The organism is Rhodopseudomonas palustris (genome assembly GCF_007005445.1).
Classification (GTDB): domain Bacteria; phylum Pseudomonadota; class Alphaproteobacteria; order Rhizobiales; family Xanthobacteraceae; genus Rhodopseudomonas; species Rhodopseudomonas palustris_G.
Map to the genome: position 1 here is coordinate 1,342,302 of NZ_CP041387.1, position 16,483 is coordinate 1,358,784.

At 65.3% G+C, this 16,483-nt stretch carries 17 protein-coding genes; 10 read left to right on the forward strand and 7 right to left on the reverse strand.

Translation table 11 applies throughout. The features are described from left to right. Positions 1-25: 25 nt before the first annotated feature. The 5 genes from FLL57_RS06075 to FLL57_RS06095 all read right to left on the reverse strand — a co-directional run bounded on the left by FLL57_RS06075 (position 26) and on the right by FLL57_RS06095 (position 4,005). Positions 26-307 (reverse strand): acyl carrier protein, encoded by a 282-nt coding sequence (locus tag FLL57_RS06075; RefSeq protein ID WP_011157577.1) that lies wholly within the window; start codon positions 305-307, stop codon positions 26-28. A 171-nt stretch (positions 308-478) separates the two neighbouring features. Further along, positions 479-832 carry a hypothetical protein gene (locus tag FLL57_RS06080; RefSeq protein WP_142882402.1) on the reverse strand — a complete coding sequence of 118 codons (354 nt, stop codon included), beginning with the start codon at positions 830-832 and terminating at the stop codon, positions 479-481. A 179-nt stretch (positions 833-1,011) separates the two neighbouring features. Further along, positions 1,012-1,491: an MgtC/SapB family protein gene (locus tag FLL57_RS06085; protein WP_142882403.1), complete on the reverse strand. Its 480-nt coding sequence runs from the start codon at positions 1,489-1,491 to the stop codon at positions 1,012-1,014. Between the two features lie 36 nt (positions 1,492-1,527). After that, complete coding sequence (locus FLL57_RS06090) at positions 1,528-2,112, reverse strand: peroxidase-related enzyme (RefSeq protein WP_142882404.1); 585 nt, start codon at positions 2,110-2,112, stop codon at positions 1,528-1,530. Between the two features lie 141 nt (positions 2,113-2,253). Then, positions 2,254-4,005: an ATP-binding protein gene (locus FLL57_RS06095; RefSeq protein WP_013503171.1), complete on the reverse strand. Its 1,752-nt coding sequence runs from the start codon at positions 4,003-4,005 to the stop codon at positions 2,254-2,256. 267 nt (positions 4,006-4,272) lie between these two features. On the opposite strand from FLL57_RS06095, the gene FLL57_RS06100 reads away from it, so the two are divergent. Next, positions 4,273-4,917, forward strand: coding sequence for a hypothetical protein (locus FLL57_RS06100; protein ID WP_235677221.1), 645 nt, complete (start codon positions 4,273-4,275; stop codon positions 4,915-4,917). Between the two features lie 27 nt (positions 4,918-4,944). On the opposite strand, the gene serB is transcribed toward FLL57_RS06100, so the two are convergent. After that, positions 4,945-5,838: a phosphoserine phosphatase SerB gene (gene serB, locus FLL57_RS06105; RefSeq protein ID WP_142882405.1), complete on the reverse strand. Its 894-nt coding sequence runs from the start codon at positions 5,836-5,838 to the stop codon at positions 4,945-4,947. On the opposite strand from serB, the gene miaA reads away from it, so the two are divergent. The 3 genes from miaA (at position 5,837) to ilvN (ending at position 9,703) form a co-directional block, all read left to right on the forward strand. Continuing rightward, positions 5,837-6,787 carry a tRNA (adenosine(37)-N6)-dimethylallyltransferase MiaA gene (gene miaA / locus FLL57_RS06110; protein WP_142884173.1) on the forward strand — a complete coding sequence of 317 codons (951 nt, stop codon included), beginning with the start codon at positions 5,837-5,839 and terminating at the stop codon, positions 6,785-6,787. The two genes, serB and miaA, sit on opposite strands and share 2 nt — an antisense overlap. A 370-nt stretch (positions 6,788-7,157) precedes the next feature. Beyond that, on the forward strand, positions 7,158-8,936 hold the full coding sequence (locus FLL57_RS06115) for an acetolactate synthase 3 large subunit (protein WP_142882406.1): 1,779 nt from the start codon (positions 7,158-7,160) through the stop codon (positions 8,934-8,936). 224 nt (positions 8,937-9,160) lie between these two features. After that, positions 9,161-9,703, forward strand: a complete 543-nt coding sequence (gene ilvN, locus FLL57_RS06120; protein WP_013503166.1) for an acetolactate synthase small subunit — start codon at positions 9,161-9,163, stop codon at positions 9,701-9,703. Positions 9,704-9,792: 89 nt separating this feature from the next. Here ilvN and FLL57_RS06125 read toward each other — a convergent pair whose 3' ends face one another. Then, on the reverse strand, positions 9,793-10,191 hold the full coding sequence (locus FLL57_RS06125) for a host attachment family protein (RefSeq protein WP_013503165.1): 399 nt from the start codon (positions 10,189-10,191) through the stop codon (positions 9,793-9,795). Between the two features lie 211 nt (positions 10,192-10,402). Here FLL57_RS06125 and FLL57_RS06130 point away from each other — a divergent pair, with 211 nt between their 5' ends. The 6 genes from FLL57_RS06130 to FLL57_RS06155 all read left to right on the forward strand — a co-directional run bounded on the left by FLL57_RS06130 (position 10,403) and on the right by FLL57_RS06155 (position 16,475). Next, a complete protein-coding gene (locus FLL57_RS06130) occupies positions 10,403-11,278 on the forward strand; it encodes an EamA family transporter (RefSeq protein WP_047308513.1) in 876 nt (291 codons plus the stop codon). Between the two features lie 9 nt (positions 11,279-11,287). Next, positions 11,288-11,890 carry a LysE family translocator gene (locus FLL57_RS06135; protein WP_142882407.1) on the forward strand — a complete coding sequence of 201 codons (603 nt, stop codon included), beginning with the start codon at positions 11,288-11,290 and terminating at the stop codon, positions 11,888-11,890. 147 nt (positions 11,891-12,037) lie between these two features. Further along, complete coding sequence (gene ilvC / locus FLL57_RS06140) at positions 12,038-13,057, forward strand: ketol-acid reductoisomerase (protein WP_013503162.1); 1,020 nt, start codon at positions 12,038-12,040, stop codon at positions 13,055-13,057. A 376-nt stretch (positions 13,058-13,433) separates the two neighbouring features. Continuing rightward, on the forward strand, positions 13,434-14,168 hold the full coding sequence (locus FLL57_RS06145; protein ID WP_142882408.1) for a FadR/GntR family transcriptional regulator: 735 nt from the start codon (positions 13,434-13,436) through the stop codon (positions 14,166-14,168). A gap of 98 nt (positions 14,169-14,266) precedes the next feature. After that, the gene (locus FLL57_RS06150) at positions 14,267-15,499 is read left to right on the forward strand and encodes an ABC transporter substrate-binding protein (RefSeq protein WP_142882409.1); all 1,233 of its coding nucleotides are present in this window, start codon (positions 14,267-14,269) and stop codon (positions 15,497-15,499) included. A 124-nt stretch (positions 15,500-15,623) separates the two neighbouring features. Then, positions 15,624-16,475: an SDR family oxidoreductase gene (locus FLL57_RS06155; protein ID WP_013503159.1), complete on the forward strand. Its 852-nt coding sequence runs from the start codon at positions 15,624-15,626 to the stop codon at positions 16,473-16,475. The last annotated feature ends 8 nt before the right edge of the window (positions 16,476-16,483 follow it).

Below are 16,483 nucleotides of genomic sequence, written 5' to 3' on the forward strand. Positions count from 1 at the left end.
CGTGGGCGGCTTCTGAACCGCGCCACTACGCGCCCTTGGCGGCAACCAGTTCGTCGATGCGGGCGGCGAGATTCTTGAGAACGAAATACTGCTCGGTGGTCGCCTTGCCGTCGTTGACCTCCTGGGTCCACTTCTCGAGCGGCAGCTTGATACCGAACGCCTTGTCGATCGCGAACGCGATGTCGAGGAAATCGAGGCTGTCGATCCCGAGGTCGTCGATCGCGTGGCTTTCCGGGGTGATCGTTTCGCGCGGAATGTCGCAGGTTTCCGCGATGATGGTGGCCACCCGATCGAATGTGGAAGTCATTTTAAGCCTTTGATATTATGTCGGAAATGGCCGATTTACGGCGGCTTCAGCCGTCATCATGGTGACAGTCGATTGCCCGTATAACGGAGCGTCGGCCCGAGTTCAATGGCAGGTCAATTCGTGGCCGGCGCGCGGGTCCCGACATCCGGATCGAGGCTGTCGGCGAATCGCCTAGCGCGGGGCCGTAATCACCGCACAGTCGTGCCGTCCCATCAACAGGCAATCCTGGGTCCGCCGCATCTCCGCGATGCTCGTGGCCAGCCATATTCCGGCCAGCACCAGCCCGGCGGTGAGGACAAGGGCGGCGATGTTGGTCAGCATGCGATGACGGAAATCGCTCGGGGCTTGGTCTGCGCCGTCGGTCTCCGGGAGGTGGTCGACCTGCGGCAGGTCGCGTCGGAACGGCAGGATGGTCGCGGTGGGCGCGTCGCCGTCCTCGGTCGTCGGTAAACGCGCCGCATCCCGTAGTCGGAATTGCAGCACGCGGTGATCGTCATCGGGGAGGGTGATGCGCTGATTCTTCATCGCTGCCGGTCCCAGCCGTCGCCCGGAACGGGTTCGACCCCATCATCCTAGTAAGGATACGACGCCGCGAAAACTCCGCAATAGACCGGATGTACGATATCCATTCGGCTGTCGCTGCCGGCCTCCCGAACGAGCCGGTCTCACCATGGCCCGGGAATTCTCGTGTTGCAGTGCGGCATTCAATCTTCGGGAGCTGCGCCGCTGCTGCGTTCGTCCTTCCGGCCGCCGAGCAGACGGTGCAGCACGCGTTCGGTCGGATGTCCGCCGATCAGCACGACGAAAGTGATCACTAGCGCCACCCCGACGATCAGCCATTGCCCGGCGCCGCAAACAATGCCGATGCCCGCCGCCAGCCAGGTACAGGCCGCCGTGGTGAGCCCGTGGATCTCCAGCCGGTTGCCGCTGCGCATGATCACGCCGGCACCGAGGAAACCGATGCCGGTGAGAATGCCCTGAATCACCCGGCTGGCCGGATCGGACAGTTGATCACTCGCCGCCGAATGATCGGCGTGGGCGACCAGCATCGCCGAAGCCAGCGCCACCAGCGCCAGCGTTCGCATTCCGATCGGCTTGTTCTTGAGGTCGCGGTTGAGGCCGATCAGCCCGCCGGCGAGCGCCGCAACGCCGAGACGTAGCAGGATCTCCCACCAAGGCAGCAAAGCGAGGTCCCTCCCGTCTCAACATGGAGCGGCGCGCTACGGCTTCGGCAGCCGCCCCATCAGGTAGAATTCGTCGTTCGGCCGCATCGCGGTGACGTTGGCCATCCGGTTCGACAGCGCGAAGAACGCCGCGACGGCGGTGATGTCCCAGACGTCGTCGTCGTTGAAGCCATGGGCCTTCAGGGTGTCGAAGTCGGCATCGCCGACGGTCTCGGCGGAACGGCTCACCTTCATTGCGAAGTCGAGCATCGCCTTCTGCCGCGGCGAGATATCGGCTTTTCGGTAGTTGACTGCGATCTGGTCGGCGATCTGCGGGTTCTTGGCGCGGATACGAAGGATCGCGCCGTGCGCGATCACACAATACTGGCACTGATTGGCCGCCGAGGTCGCGACCACGATCATTTCGCGCTCGGCCTTGCTGAGCCCGCTGTCCTTCTCCATCAGCGCGTCGTGATAAGCGAAGAAGGCCCGGAACTCGTCGGGGCGCGCCGCCAGGGCCAAGAACACGTTCGGCACGAAGCCGGACTTTTCCTGCACACCGACGATGCGGGTGCGAATGTCGTCGGGCATTTGCCCGAGCGACGGGACGGGAAAGCGGGAGACGGCAGGAGAGGTGGTCATCGAAGGTTCCGCACAGGCGCGGCATGCGCCGGACGAAACTCTAGGCGAACCACGCGCGCACCGTAAAGCGCCAGCTATGCTGTGGCGCGGTCACGAACCGAATTGCGATGCTGTTATTCCGCAGGTTGAAATCTCGGACTCTCAGCGCAGCGGCTTCTTCAGCAGCGAGAAGCGGTCGGGGTCGAGGCCGAGCGAGGGTTGCAGCATCGGCGCATCCACGGCGCGTGCCAGCGGTCGCTCGGTGAAGCCCGGATCATTGGGCACGTCGCGATGCGAGGTTGCCCCACGCCAGCGTTCCAGCACTGCGCTGACGAAGTGCATGTCGCTGCCGGCGGCGCCCGACGGCACGGTGGAGATCGCGGCCTCGCTGCGCGGCAGTTGATGCGCCGGCACTTCCTTGAAGCGCAGCCGGGTCGGCAGCGCGACGCCTTCGCCGAACGCCAGCACTTCGCGGGTGCCGAGCGAGGGCACGAACGACAGCAGATTGGCGGCGGCGTCCGACACCGCGGAGCGCAACAGCGACTGGTCGCGGTCGTTGGCGAGCCGCATCGCGAACAGCGTATTGCATTGCGACAGGATGGTGGCGTCGAGCTCGGCCGGGCGCTGGGTGACGAGGCCAAGATACACGCCGTATTTGCGGCCCTCCTTGGCGATGCGCGATACCGCCTTGCGGGTCGGACCGAAGCCGATGGCGCGGTCGGCGGCGGCGTAGCGGTGCGCTTCTTCGCACACGAACAGCAGCGGCGACACGCCGTCGCTCCACAGTCCGAAGTCGAACGCCATCCGGCACAGTACCGACACCACCGAGTCGACGACTTCGGCCGGGAACCCGGCGAGCTGCATGATGGTCATCGGCTTGCCGTTGGCCGGCAGGCGGAACAGATGGCTGATCACTTCCGCCATGGTGTCGCCGCCGACATTGGCGTTGTCGAACATGAAGGCGTAGCGCGGATCGTTGCGCACCGTTTCGATCCGCGAGATCAGCTTGTGATAGATGATGCGCGAAGAGCGGTTTTCTAGCTTGCCCATGCGCTCGTCGATCTGCGAGATCAGGTCGACGAGGCGATAGGGCACCGGGGTGTCGGCGGTGTAGCCGATCGACTTCGGATCGACCCGCTTCAGGCCGAGCCGATCGGTGCTGGTGTATTGGACATAGAGGCCCTTGGCGATCGGGATCACCTCGGCGAGGATGTCGAGCTCTTCGGGGACGCCGGGGCGGCCGGCGAACAGCACGTCGACGATCTCCTCGAAATTGAACAGCCAGAACGGCAGCTTCAGATTGCGCGGGTTCAGCACCAGCGCGCGATCGCCGAAGCAACGGCCGTATTCGTTGTGGACGTCGAGCAGGAAGATGCGTAGCGACGGCCGCGACTTCAGGATCTCGTTGAGCAGAAGCGACACGCCGGTCGATTTGCCGACGCCGGTCGAGCCGAGCACCGCAAAGTGCTTCGACAGCATTTCTTCGATGTCGACATAAGCGATCACCGACGGGTCCTGCTGCAGCGTGCCGACGTCGATCTGGTCGGAGCCGGTCGGCGCGTAGACGATGCGCAGGTCTTCGCTGGATATCGGCTCGACCCCGTCGCCGATCGTCGGGTAGTTGGTGACGCCCCGCTGGAATTTGGCACGCACCGGGCCGGGCAAAATCTCGCCGAGCAAATCGACCGAGGCGATTGCGATGTACCCATCGGCATCGGCGAGATTCTCGCTCGACACCTCGGTGATCATTGCGATGATGGTCGAGCTTGCGGTGCGGATGCTGACGAAGCGACCGACGGTGGCGCGAACCGCGGACGGCGTCAGCCGACTCGACGGCAGCAGCCCGACGCGCGCACCTGAGCCGCGCACCGAGATCACCTTGCCGAACGGCGCCTGAGCAACAGCTTCTGCCATGTCTCCCAACTCACGGATGAGGGATTGTCGCGGGCGACTATGGGCAGCGTTGCTGGAGAAACTGTTAAGTGAGCGGCGCTGGGCCTTTCGACGATGGGTCGAATTTCGTGTGCGCGAAGTCGTTTGAGCGGCGTTTTGAGGTAATCGCGCGCGACAATGTACGTCATTTGAACGACGCTCGCGTGATCGGGATTAACGCGCTGTTGACGATGATCGGAAGGACGACGACCGAATGGTGCCGGCCCGGCGGGAGGACATGATGCCGTATTGGAGGATCGGCGAATAGCGGAATCGTCCTTACGGACCGATACCGGGGCACGTGCTGCTGTCTGGCATGCCGCATGTGCGTTCTGGATTCGAGCCGAATTTGTGACCTGCGTCGACGAGTTTCTGAAGGTCCTGCACGATCATGACACCGCAACCACGGCGCTGATCGCATGGTGCAGATGTCATCATCCATGCAATGCAGAGTCGGTCGCGATCACGCTGCTGGGCGACGAGACAATGCCTGCGGATGATTACGACGGTCCGTTGCGGCCCAGGGACGGCGAGACGCTGCGGCGCCGCCGCGTCTGGCTGCATTGGGGCGATCGCGTTCTGTCGGAGGCCGAGAACTGGTATATTCCGGAGCGGCTGCCGCCCGCGATGCGGGACGCTGTTGCCGATGGTCTGCGGCCTTACGGTGCCGTGGTGGCGGCCCTGCGACCCAAGCGGGTCACCACCACTGTGCTCCGCACCGACGATATCGCTTGCGACCGCTTCGATGACGAAGAGATTCTGGCGCGGCTTGCACGGACGCGCGGCTTCTCACCGCCGCAGGCGTTCGTGCTTCACATCCACGCAGTGATGACGGCTTCAGGCGTCGTTCTGGCCGAACTCCGCGAGCACTATCGCCGCGAGCTGCTGCCGTAGGCGTCGGCAGAAGCTGGGCAAGCGAGGTCAGTCGCCGACGAACTCATCGCGGCGATAGCCTTGTGCATAGAGCAGGGCGGTCAGGTCGCCATGGTCGATGCGGCCGTGCGCGGCGGCGGCGACCGCCGGCTTGGCATGGTAGGCGATGCCGAGCCCGGCGGCCTGGATCATGCCGAGATCGTTGGCGCCGTCGCCGACCACCAGGGTGTCGATCGCATCGAGATCGTCGGCTTCGCGCAGCTCCAGCAGGGTCGCCAGCTTGGCGTCGCGGCCCAGAATCGGCTCGGCGACGGTTCCGGTCAGCTTGCCATCCTGGTTCAGCAGCTCATTGGCGCGGTGTTCGGCAAAGCCGAGCCGCTCGGCGACCACTTGGGTGAACTGGGTGAAGCCGCCGGAGACGAGGCACGTATAGGCGCCATGCTTGCGCATCGTCTGCACCACCGCACGGCCGCCGGGCGTCAGTGTGATCCGGGTGTCGAGCACCCGGCCGATCACCTCGAGCGGCAGGCCCTTGAGCAGCGCGACGCGCTCGCGCAGCGCCGGCTCGAACTCGATCTCACCCCGCATCGCCCGCTCGGTGATGGCGGCGACGTGGTCCTTCAGCCCGACGAAGCCGGCGAGCTCGTCGATGCATTCCTGGCCGATCATGGTCGAATCCATGTCGGCGAGAAAAAGCTTCTTGCGCCGGGTCGCGGCAGGCTGCACCACGACATCGACCGGCAGGTCGCCGCGCGCGGCGCGCAGCCGGTCGGCCAGCACCAGGGGATCTTCGGTGCTCGCGAAGAAGATGTCGGCGGCGATCTCGTCGTGCAGCCAGACCGCTTCGTTGGGCTGGGGCAGCACCGCACGCGCTCCCTCGATCACGGTCGAATCCAGCGCGGGATTGTTCGGATTGCAGATGAGCGTGGCGACGAGCGACATGACAGCGGAGGGTCCGGAACGGCGCGGCCGGCGGCCGGCGGCCGTGCTTATCGCAGGGCCGACCGCCAGCGGCAAGTCGGCCTTGGCGCTAAGGCTGGCCGAGGCGAGGGGCGGTGCCGTGATCAACACCGACTCGATGCAGGTGTATCGCGACCTCCGGATCATCACCGCCCGGCCGACGCCGGACGAGGAGGCGCTGGTGCCGCACCTTCTTTATGGCACGGTCGATGCCGCGGTGAATTTCTCTGCCGGAGCCTATGTCGAGGCGGCCGCTGCGGCGCTGGCGGAGGCGCGCTCTGCCGGACTGCTGCCGATCCTGATCGGCGGCACCGGCCTATATTTCAAGGCGCTGACACGGGGACTGTCGGCGGTGCCGCCGGTGCCGGCCGAGGTCCGCGACGCGGTGCGGCTGCGGCTCGACCGGGACGGGGTATTGGCGCTGCATGCAGAGCTGGCGCGTCATGATCCGGAGGCGGCAGCGCGGCTGGCGCCGGCCGACCGGACGCGAATCGCCCGCGCGCTGGAGGTCGTGCTGGCGACCGGTCGGCCATTGACCGACTGGCACCGGCAAGCGTCGCCGCCGCTGCTGCCTGCCGACGAGGTGGCGGCGGTATTTCTGGCTCCGGATCGCGAGGCGCTGTACGAGCGCATCGACTCCCGATTTGCCGCGATGCTGCAGGCCGGCGCGCTGGATGAGGTTTCGGCGCTGGCCGAACGCCGGCTCGACCCGTTGCTGCCGGCGATGAAGGCGCACGGCGTGCCGGCGTTGATCCGGCATCTGCGCGGCGAGATCGGTTTGGACGAGGCGGCTGCGATCGGCGCCGCCGACACCCGGCATTATGCCAAGCGGCAGTTCACCTGGTTTCGGCATCAGTTGCCGGAATTCCGGTGGGTGAAGCCGGAGGAGGCGGGCGCATTGCTGGACAATGTCATTCGGGGGCGCGCGTAGCGCGAACCTCTCAGCGGCTGCTTGCTGCGTGCCGACTGCCTGTTATTACCGCTCGCGACCACTCTGGAATCCGGCTAAGGTTTGATCCGTACGGGTCTTCCCCGCCTTGACATTCAGGGTTTGAGGGGTATGGTCCGCGCGCAACCTTTGGGAAGCCGAGCCGGCCACATGCGACACAAAATTACCGACCTGCTTCTCGTCATCGTACCCAGGCGCACCGCCGGGGGTGGATAGACTCCACCCCGCGAACGGACGGTGCGCTGAGGGCCTTCGACGGGCCCTTTTTTATTGCCTGAACACGGTTCTCCTGAATCGAGCTTGTCCGAACCACCCGAACGTCAGCGCCAGAGGCGCATCCCGGAGCCTAAACATGAGCGACAGCAACAGCCACGATCCGAACCAGATGACCGGTGCGGCGATGATCGTCCGCGCGATGAAGGATCACGGTGTCGAGCACATCTTCGGCTATCCGGGCGGTGCGGTACTTCCGATCTACGACGAGATCTTCCAGCAGTCCGACGTCCAGCACATCCTGGTCCGGCACGAGCAGGGCGCCGGCCATGCGGCCGAGGGCTATGCGCGCTCGACCGGCAAGCCGGGCGTTGTGCTGGTGACCTCGGGCCCGGGCGCCACCAACATGGTGACGCCGCTGGCCGACGCGCTGATGGATTCGATCCCGCTGGTGTGCATCACCGGTCAGGTTCCGACCCATCTGATCGGCAACGACGCCTTCCAGGAATGCGACACCGTCGGCATCACCCGGCCGTGCACCAAGCATAATTGGCTGGTGCGCCGGATCGAGGATCTGCCGAAGGTGCTGCACGAGGCGTTCTACGTCGCGACCTCGGGCCGTCCGGGCCCGGTGGTGGTCGACGTGCCGAAGGACGTGCAGTTCGCCACCGGCACCTATCATCCGCCGCGCAAGGCCGACGTCCACGTCTCCTACGTGCCGAGCAAGAAGGGCGATCCCGCTCAGATCCGCAAGGCGGTGGCGCTGCTGGCGAACGCCAAGCGGCCGGTGATCTATTCCGGCGGCGGCGTGGTCAATTCCGGCCCCGAAGCGTCGCGGCTGCTGCGCGAACTGGTCGAGATCACCGACTTCCCGATCACCTCGACGCTGATGGGCCTCGGCGCCTATCCGGCCTCGGGCAAGAACTGGCTCGGTATGCTCGGCATGCACGGTACCTACGAAGCCAACATGACGATGCACGATTGCGACGTCATGCTGTGCATCGGCGCGCGGTTCGACGACCGCATCACCGGCCGCACCGACGCATTCGCGCCGAACGCCAAGAAGATCCACATCGACATCGATCCGTCGTCGATCAACAAGAACATCCGGGTCGACGTGCCGATCATCGGCGACGTCGCCACCGTGCTGACCGACCTCTTGAGCGTGTTCAAGACCGAGGCCAAGAAGCCCGACACCAAGCAGTGGTGGCAGCAGGTCGCGACCTGGCGTGCGCGCAATTCGCTCGCCTACAAGAAGAACAACGACGTCATCATGCCGCAATACGCGATCCAGCGGCTGTACGAGGCGACCCGCGGCCGTGACACCTACATCACCACCGAAGTCGGCCAGCATCAGATGTGGGCGGCGCAGTTCTACGGCTTCGAACAGCCGAAGCGCTGGATGACCTCCGGCGGCCTCGGCACCATGGGCTACGGTCTGCCGGCGGCGCTCGGCGTGCAGGTGGCGCATCCGGGCAGCCTCGTCATCGACATCGCCGGCGACGCCTCGGTGCAGATGACGATCCAGGAGATGGCGACGGCGGTGCAGTACGAGCTGCCGATCAAGATCTTCATCCTCAACAACCAGTACATGGGCATGGTGCGGCAGTGGCAGCAGCTCCTGCACGGCAACCGGCTGTCGCATTCCTACACCGAAGCGATGCCGGACTTCGTCAAGCTCGCCGAAGCCTACGGCGCGGTCGGCATGCAGGTGATCAAGCCGTCGGATCTCGACGGCGCGATCCAGGACATGATCAAGGTGAACAAGCCGGTGCTGTTCGACTGCCGCGTCGCCGCGCTGGAGAACTGCTTCCCGATGATCCCGTCGGGCAAGGCGCACAACGAAATGCTGCTGCCGGCCGAAGCCACCGACGAAGCCACCGCAGCCGCCTTCGCCGGCGGCAAGGCGCTGGTGTGAGGATAACGGCCTGAGGTGATTGTTACCAACGGCGGTGCCTTTTGCTCCGCCGTCATCGCCCGGCTCGACCGGGCGACCCAGTATCGCAGAGCGCGTATTGTTCAAGCAAAGCTCTGGAATACTGGATCCCCGCTTTCGCGGGGATGACGGCAGAGGGTGGGGCGGCGCCGCGCGCAACCGAAATTGTCCGATGCGATCGGACCCGAGTTTGACAGGGAATTGAGATGACCCAGCCCGCATCCGCTTACTTCATGGAAGAGCGCCACGATCCGAACGAGACCCACACGCTTTCGGTGATCGTGCAGAACGAGCCCGGCGTTCTGGCCCGGGTGATCGGCCTGTTCTCGGGCCGCGGCTACAACATCGAAAGTCTCACGGTGTCGGAGACCGAGGCGCAGAAGCACCTGTCCCGCATCACCATCGTCACTACCGGCACGCCGATGGTGATCCAGCAGATCAAGAATCAGCTCGACCGCATGGTCCCGGTGTATCGCGTCGTCGACATGACGCTGAGCGGCCGCTCGATCGAGCGCGAGCTGGCGATGGTCAAACTGCGCGGCACCGGCGACCACCGCGTCGAATCGCTGCGGCTCGCCGAAGCCTTCCGGGCCCGGGTGATCGACGCCTCGACCGAGAGCTTCGTGTTCGAGATCACCGGCAACTCGTCGAAGATCAATCAGTTCATCGAGCTGATGCGCCCGCTCGGCCTGGTCGAGGTGGTCCGCACCGGCGTCGCCGCGATCGGCCGCGGCGCAGAGGGGATGTAGGGGCGGAACCGTTCGCGGCACTTGCCGGCTCGTGGCGCTGTGTTCTGTGGCAGACTGATCTTTGACCCCGACGCAGCGCTCTCGGAGCGCTAAGCCGCGATCGCCTCGGCGATCTGATCCAGCGGGTGGTTGGTGAGATCCTTCGCCAGCGAGCGGATCAGCGAGGCCTCGACCGTCTTGTGCAGAATCGGACGGATCTGGCCGAGGGTCTGCGGATCGGCGACCAGTACGAGCTGGTCGAACTCGCCGTCGAGCTTCATCTTGTTCAGCGTGTTGCTGAGCTGCTTGGCGAAGGTCGCCTCGTCGGTCTGGGCCTGGGTCTGGTCCTCGGGGCGCGATCCGGACGGTCCCTCGTTCTCCAGATTGGTCGGTTCCAACTTGCGTTCATGCCGCAGCGTCACGTTGGCCGGCTTGCCGGTGTTTCGCAGCAGGAGGGCGCCGCGCCCATCGGCGACGACGACGAGCGTGTTGTGCGGGATGAGAGCCATCTGTCGAACGATCCTCCATGCAAATGGGCGCAGCGTAGCGTGCGCGTGCGGAAGAAACCGTCGGCGGATTCTTTGGTTCCGTCCCTTCGGTTGCGTCATCATTGCGCGGGATGCAGGTCCGCGCGCCGCACGGGTTATCGGGCGGCAGCGGATCGGTTAGGAACCGCGCAACGCCGCATGTTCGAGCCGGCGGAATCGGGGCGGAGACCCAATGAAGCCGGCCGACATCGTGCTTGCGCTGCTCGTTGCCCTGATCTGGGGGCTTGGCTTCGTGTTCACGCGCTACGCCCTGACCGAAATGTCGCCGACGGTGCTCAATCTGCTGCGCTTCGCCATCACGGCGCTGCCGTGCCTGGTGCTGCCGCGGCCGAAGCTGGCGCTCCCGGTTTGGATCGGCATCAGCCTGCTGCTGGTCTGGCAGTATCTCACCCAGAGCTGGGGCATCTCGCAGGGCGTGCCGGCGGGACTCACCGCGGTGATCGTGCAGAGCCAGGCGCTTTTCACCATCGCGTTCGCGGCGGTCCTGCTTGGCGAGCGCCCGACCCGGGCGCAACTGATCGGCATCGGCGTCGCCGCCTGCGGGCTGCTGCTGATCTGCTTCACCGTCGGTTATGATTTCACCGTTCTGGCCTTCACAGTGACGATGACGGCGCCGATCGCCTTCGCTTTTTCCAATCTGCTGCTGCGCCGGGCCCAGGGCGTACCGATGCTCGACCTGTTCGCCTGGATCAGCGCGGCCTCGCTGCCGCCGCTGGCGTTGGCTGCCTGGGTGGCGGATGGCGGGCCGGCGATCTGGCACGAGCTGACCCATCTGTCGCCTGGCGTGATGGCGGCGATGCTGTCGCTGTCGATCGGCTCGACCACCATCGGCTATTGGATCTGGGGCCGGCTGCTGCACGCCTACAGCGCCGCGCAGGTTGTGCCTTTTGCATTGTTGGTGCCGTTCATCGGGGCGGGGGCGTCGAGCCTGGTGTTCGGGGAGACCTTCGGCCCGCTGCGGCTGGCCGGCATGCTGATCGTGGTCGCCGGGCTGGCGATCATGCTGTTGTTCGGCCGCGCCAAGCCCGAACTGCCTGAAACCGCCTGAGAATCGACGATGGCCACCGAACTGCTCGCCGCGTTCATCGGCTTCGCCTTCGCGACCCTGTTCACGCCTGGGCCCAACAATATCATGCTGTTGTCGTCCGGGCTGACCTTCGGCTTTCGCCGGACGCTGCCGCACGTCGCCGGCGTGACGATCGGTTTCGCCGTGATGGTGGCCGCAATGGGCTTCGGTTTCGGCGCGGTGTTCGCGGCCTATCCGTTGCTGCAAATCATCCTCAAATACGCCGGCGCGGCGTATCTGATCTGGCTCGCCGGGGTGATCGCCCTCGCCAGGCCGGCCGATCCGGACGCCACCGTCGAGCGCCGGCCGATGAGCTTCTGGGGCGCCGCGGCATTTCAATGGGTCAACGTCAAAGGGTGGGTGATCGCGATCGGCACCGTCACCGCCTATTCGGCGGTGGCGCCCTATCCCTGGAACGTCGCGGTGCAGGCGACGACGCTGCTGGCGATCGGGACCGCGTCCTCCGCGGCCTGGGCGCTGTTCGGCACTACCCTGCAATCGCTGGTAAAATCGCCTCAGGCGGTGCGCGTCTTCAATCTGGTGATGGCGGCCCTGCTGGTCGCCTCGCTGTATCCCGTCTTGCGGCAGCCATGAGGCCGCGACGCAGGGCCACAATTCGCCGCCGCGGGCTTGTTTCCGGGCATCCATCGCCCTAGAAACCAGCGGCAATTCAACGGTCGGCCGCGACGGCCCGATCGCACCAGCACGGGCGGGACGGGCCGCCGAGAAAGAGGAACGAGGATGCGAGTTTACTACGATCGCGACGCCGATCTGAATCTGATCAAGGGCAAGAAGGTCGCCGTCATCGGCTATGGCAGCCAGGGCCATGCCCACGCGCTGAACCTGAAGGATTCGGGCGTCAAGGACGTCGCGATCGCGCTGCGCAAGGGCTCGGCCTCGGCCAAGAAGGCCGAGAACGCCGGCTTCAAGGTCATGGACGTTGCCGAGGCCGCCAAGTGGGCCGACGTGATGATGATGCTGACGCCGGACGAATTGCAGGCCGATATCTACCGCGAGCATCTGCACGACAACATGAAGCAGGGCGCGGCGCTGCTGTTCGCCCACGGCCTCAACGTCCACTTCAACCTGATCGAGCCGCGCGCCGACCTCGACGTGCTGATGGTCGCGCCGAAGGGCCCCGGCCACACCGTGCGCTCCGAGTATCAGCGCGGCGGCGGCGTGCCGTGCCTGATCGCGATCCACAAGGACGCCTCGGGCAACGCCCATGACCTCGGCCTGTCGTACGCCTCGGCGATCGGCGGCGGCCGCGCCGGCATCATCGAAACCACCTTCCGCGAGGAATGCGAGACCGACCTGTTCGGCGAGCAGGTGGTGCTGTGCGGTGGTCTGGTCGAGCTGATCAAGGCCGGCTTCGAGACCCTGGTGGAAGCCGGCTACGCGCCGGAAATGGCCTATTTCGAGTGCCTGCACGAAGTGAAGCTGATCGTCGACCTGATCTATGAAGGCGGCATCGCCAACATGAACTACTCGATCTCCAACACCGCGGAATACGGCGAGTACGTCACCGGTCCGCGCATCATCACCGCCGAGACCAAGGCGGAGATGAAGCGGGTGCTGGAAGACATCCAGAACGGCATCTTCACCCGCAACTGGATGCTCGAGAACAAGGTCAACCAGACCTCGTTCAAGGCCACCCGCGCCAAGCTCGCCGCGCACCCGATCGAGGAAGTCGGCGCGAAACTCCGCGACATGATGCCCTGGATCAAGAAGGGCGCCTTGGTGGACAAGTCGAAGAATTGATCTTCTTGATCCAGGTTCTTTCTGGCGAGATCGCGCAAGCGCGATCTCGATGATCAAGAAGGGCGCGCTGGTCGACAAGTCGAAGAACTAAGTCGGGTAGTTACCTCTCCCCGCGTGCGGGGAGAGGTCGGATTGCGCAGCAATCCGGGTGAGGGGGCGTTTCAACGCGGCCGAGACTCCGTGCTCGCATCGTCCCTCACCCCAACCCTCTCCCCGCAACAGCGGGGCGAGGGAGATCGCTGTGCTCGGCGCAAGAATTCGGCCCTATTGAGCAGAACGGGATCGCGGCGACGCGGTCCCGTTTTCGTTTGATGCCGGTGCAATCCGCCGCAGCCCGCCAGCTTGATCTGGTCTGACCAGATTGGTAGGGTCAGTTATGACGACCCCGCTCAATTCCGAGACCTCCCATACGGTCCGCAAGACGCTGGAGTTCGTGCAGCATCATCGGCTGGCGAAGGGCGATCGGCTGCCGTCTGAACGGGAACTGTCGGAGCGGTTCGGGGTGGCGCGCAGCTCGGTGCGCGAGGCGCTGGCGGTGCTGGACGCGATGCGCATCACCGAGCGCCGGCCGAAATCCGGCATCTATCTGCGCAATGCTGTCGAGGACGGCGGGCTCGATGCCTTGGTGCTACAGGCCGACCTCGGGCTCACCTTCGACCCGCAAGTCACCCGGGACGTCACCGAGGCGAGGATCATCTGCGAGGAGCAGGCGCTGCGGCTGGCCTGCCAGCGGCGGACCGACGCCGATCTCTCCAAGCTCCATCAAACACTGCAGGCCTACGCGGCGACGATCCAGGCCGGCGGCGATATGGCCGAAGCCGATGTTCAATTCCATCTCGCGCTGGTCGCCGCCAGCCAGAACCGCATCCTGGTGCGCACGCTGACGCCGCTGATGCTGATGAGCCGGCGCTGGCGGGAGCGGTACTTCGAGTCCGACGCGATCCGCCGCCGCTCGCTCGACGATCATCGCGCTTTCGTCGCTGCGATCGAAGCGCGCGACGAAGCCGCTGCCGCCGCTCAGGTACGCCGCCACGTCGAAACCGCCGCCGCCGACGTGCGCGCGCTGGCGGAGCAGGGCGGTGCGGCCGCCACCCAAACGAATACAACCTGAAACATGCGCGTCGCCGACGCGCCACAACAGCCCCGGTCAACGGGAGAGCTTCGCGCGGCACCAGCCGCATCGAGGAAACGCAAGAAGAAGGATCAAAAATGCGTAAGACGACGACTTCCGTGGCTGCATTCGCGGCCGCGATCGCGATACTGGCCGCGCCCCCCGCATTCGCTCAGAAGAAGAACGGCGCCGGCGTCACCGACACCGAGATCAAGCTCGGCAACACCGTGCCGTACAGCGGTCCGGCTTCGGCCTACGGCATCCTCGGCAAGACCTACGCGGCGTACTTCAAGAAGATCAACGAGGAAGGCGGCATCAACGGCCGCAAGATCAACCTGATCTCCTATGACGACGCGTACTCGCCGCCGAAGACGGTGGAGCAGACCCGCAAGTTGGTGGAGAGCGACGAGGTGATGGCGATCGTCGGCAATGTCGGCACCGCCTCGAACGTCGCGATCCAGAAGTACCTCAACGCCCGCAAGGTCCCGCAACTGTTCCTCGCCACCGGCGCCACGCGCTGGAACGATCCGAAGCAGTTTCCGTGGACCATGGGCTGGCTGCCGAGCTACCATGCCGAAGCCAACGCCTACGCCAAGTATCTTCTGAAAGAGAAGCCGACCGCCAAGATCGGTGTGCTCTACCAGAACGACGATTTCGGCAAGGACTACATCCGCGGCCTGAAGGAAGGGCTGGGTGACAAGGCGGCGTCGATGCTCGTCGCCGAGGCCAGCTACGAAGTCGCCGAGCCGACCATCGACTCGCAGATCGTCAAGCTGAAGGCGTCCGGCGCCGACACGCTATTCTCGTTCGCCACCGGCAAGTTCGCCGCGCAGTCGATCAAGAAAGTCGCCGAACTCGGCTGGAAGCCGCTGCACATCGTGCCCAATGCTTCGTCGTCGCTCGGCACCGTGCTGAAGCCGGCCGGCCTCGATAACGCGCAGGATCTGGTGTCCGCGACCTTTGCCAAGGATCCGACCGATCCGCAGTGGAACGAGGATCCCGGCATGAAGAAATTCCATGCCTTCGTCGAGAAATACATCCCCGAAGGCAAGGCGATGGAGAGCACCGTGCTGTCCGGTTACAGTATCGCCCAGACCATGGAGCAGGCGCTTCGGATGTGCGGCGACGATCTGTCCCGCGACAATTTGATGAAGCAGGCGGCCAACATGAAGGGCGTCCAGCTCGACGGCTTGCTGCCGGGCGTCACCGTCAACACCTCGCCGACCGACTTCGCCCCGATCGATCAGTTCCAGATGATGAGCTTCAAGGGCGAACGCTGGCAGCGCTTCGGCGACGTCATCAAGGGCGAAGCGGCCGAAGCGGGGCGGTAACAACGTTTCGGGGCGCCGCGCGGTTCGGTCGCGCGGCAGGCCCGGTCGACTTTCAGCAACGGGATCGCGGTGACGCGGTCCCGTTTTGCTGTGATAGGATGCTCACCTTCGAACGGAGCGAGCCATGAAGTCTGTCGTCGTCACCGGCGTGTCCACCGGGATTGGCCATGCCATTGCGAAAATGTTGCTGGACAAGGGATTTCGCGTGTTCGGCAGCGTGCGCAAGCACAGCGATGCCGAGCGGCTGATCGTCGAATTCGGGCCTGGTTTCACGCCGCTGGTGCTGGACGTGACCGACGAGGTCGCGATCCGAGCCGCGGCCGACCAGGTCCGGACGGCGCTCGACGGCGAAACGCTCGCCGGTCTGGTCAACAACGCCGGTATCGCGGTGGCAGGCGCGGTGCTGGATCTGCCCGCCGATGAATTCCGCCGCCAGTTCGAGGTCAATGTGATCGGGCCGATCGTCGCGACCCAGGCGTTTGCGCCGCTGCTCGGCACCGACCGGTCGCTGCGCGGGGCGCCGGGTCGGATCGTGATGATGTCGTCGATCGCCGCCAAGTTCGGCAATCCGCTGATGGCGGCGTACTCCGCCTCCAAGTACGCGCTGAACGGGCTGTCGGACGGGCTGCGGCGCGAGCTGATGCTGTTCGGCATCGATGTCGTGGTGGTCATGCCGGGCGCGGTGAAGACGCCGATCTGGGGCAAGGCCGAGCGGGAGGACGTGTCGCGGTTTGCGAACTCGCCATTCTATCCCGCGCTGCAGAAGCTGCGCGCGCTGCTGCCGGAGATGGACGAAAGCGGCTTGCCGCCGGAGACGATCGCGCAGCACGTCCATGACGCGCTGACGGCGCCGTCACCGAAGGCGCACGACGTCATCACCCCTGGACCGCTGCAGTTCTGGCTCTCGACCAAGCTGCCGCCGCGGTGGGTCGACAAGGTCGTGGCGAAAAGGCTTGGGTTGAAGCCGAAGATCTAGTTCGTCAT

Excerpts from the sequence above, each read along its gene's own strand:
- FLL57_RS06080 (WP_142882402.1), bottom strand. The coding sequence starts at position 832 with ATGAAGAATCAGCGCATCACCCTCCCCGATGACGATCACCGCGTGCTG.
- serB (WP_142882405.1), bottom strand. The coding sequence starts at position 5,838 with ATGTCGCTCGTCGCCACGCTCATCTGCAATCCGAACAATCCCGCGCTG.
- FLL57_RS06135 (WP_142882407.1), top strand. The coding sequence starts at position 11,288 with ATGGCCACCGAACTGCTCGCCGCGTTCATCGGCTTCGCCTTCGCGACC.
- FLL57_RS06075 (WP_011157577.1), bottom strand. The coding sequence starts at position 307 with ATGACTTCCACATTCGATCGGGTGGCCACCATCATCGCGGAAACCTGC.
- FLL57_RS06090 (WP_142882404.1), bottom strand. The coding sequence starts at position 2,112 with ATGACCACCTCTCCTGCCGTCTCCCGCTTTCCCGTCCCGTCGCTCGGG.
- FLL57_RS06155 (WP_013503159.1), top strand. The coding sequence starts at position 15,624 with ATGAAGTCTGTCGTCGTCACCGGCGTGTCCACCGGGATTGGCCATGCC.
- ilvC (WP_013503162.1), top strand. The coding sequence starts at position 12,038 with ATGCGAGTTTACTACGATCGCGACGCCGATCTGAATCTGATCAAGGGC.
- FLL57_RS06115 (WP_142882406.1), top strand. The coding sequence starts at position 7,158 with ATGAGCGACAGCAACAGCCACGATCCGAACCAGATGACCGGTGCGGCG.
- FLL57_RS06145 (WP_142882408.1), top strand. The coding sequence starts at position 13,434 with ATGACGACCCCGCTCAATTCCGAGACCTCCCATACGGTCCGCAAGACG.
- FLL57_RS06130 (WP_047308513.1), top strand. The coding sequence starts at position 10,403 with ATGAAGCCGGCCGACATCGTGCTTGCGCTGCTCGTTGCCCTGATCTGG.
- FLL57_RS06095 (WP_013503171.1), bottom strand. The coding sequence starts at position 4,005 with ATGGCAGAAGCTGTTGCTCAGGCGCCGTTCGGCAAGGTGATCTCGGTG.
- miaA (WP_142884173.1), top strand. The coding sequence starts at position 5,837 with ATGACAGCGGAGGGTCCGGAACGGCGCGGCCGGCGGCCGGCGGCCGTG.
- ilvN (WP_013503166.1), top strand. The coding sequence starts at position 9,161 with ATGACCCAGCCCGCATCCGCTTACTTCATGGAAGAGCGCCACGATCCG.
- FLL57_RS06125 (WP_013503165.1), bottom strand. The coding sequence starts at position 10,191 with ATGGCTCTCATCCCGCACAACACGCTCGTCGTCGTCGCCGATGGGCGC.
- FLL57_RS06150 (WP_142882409.1), top strand. The coding sequence starts at position 14,267 with ATGCGTAAGACGACGACTTCCGTGGCTGCATTCGCGGCCGCGATCGCG.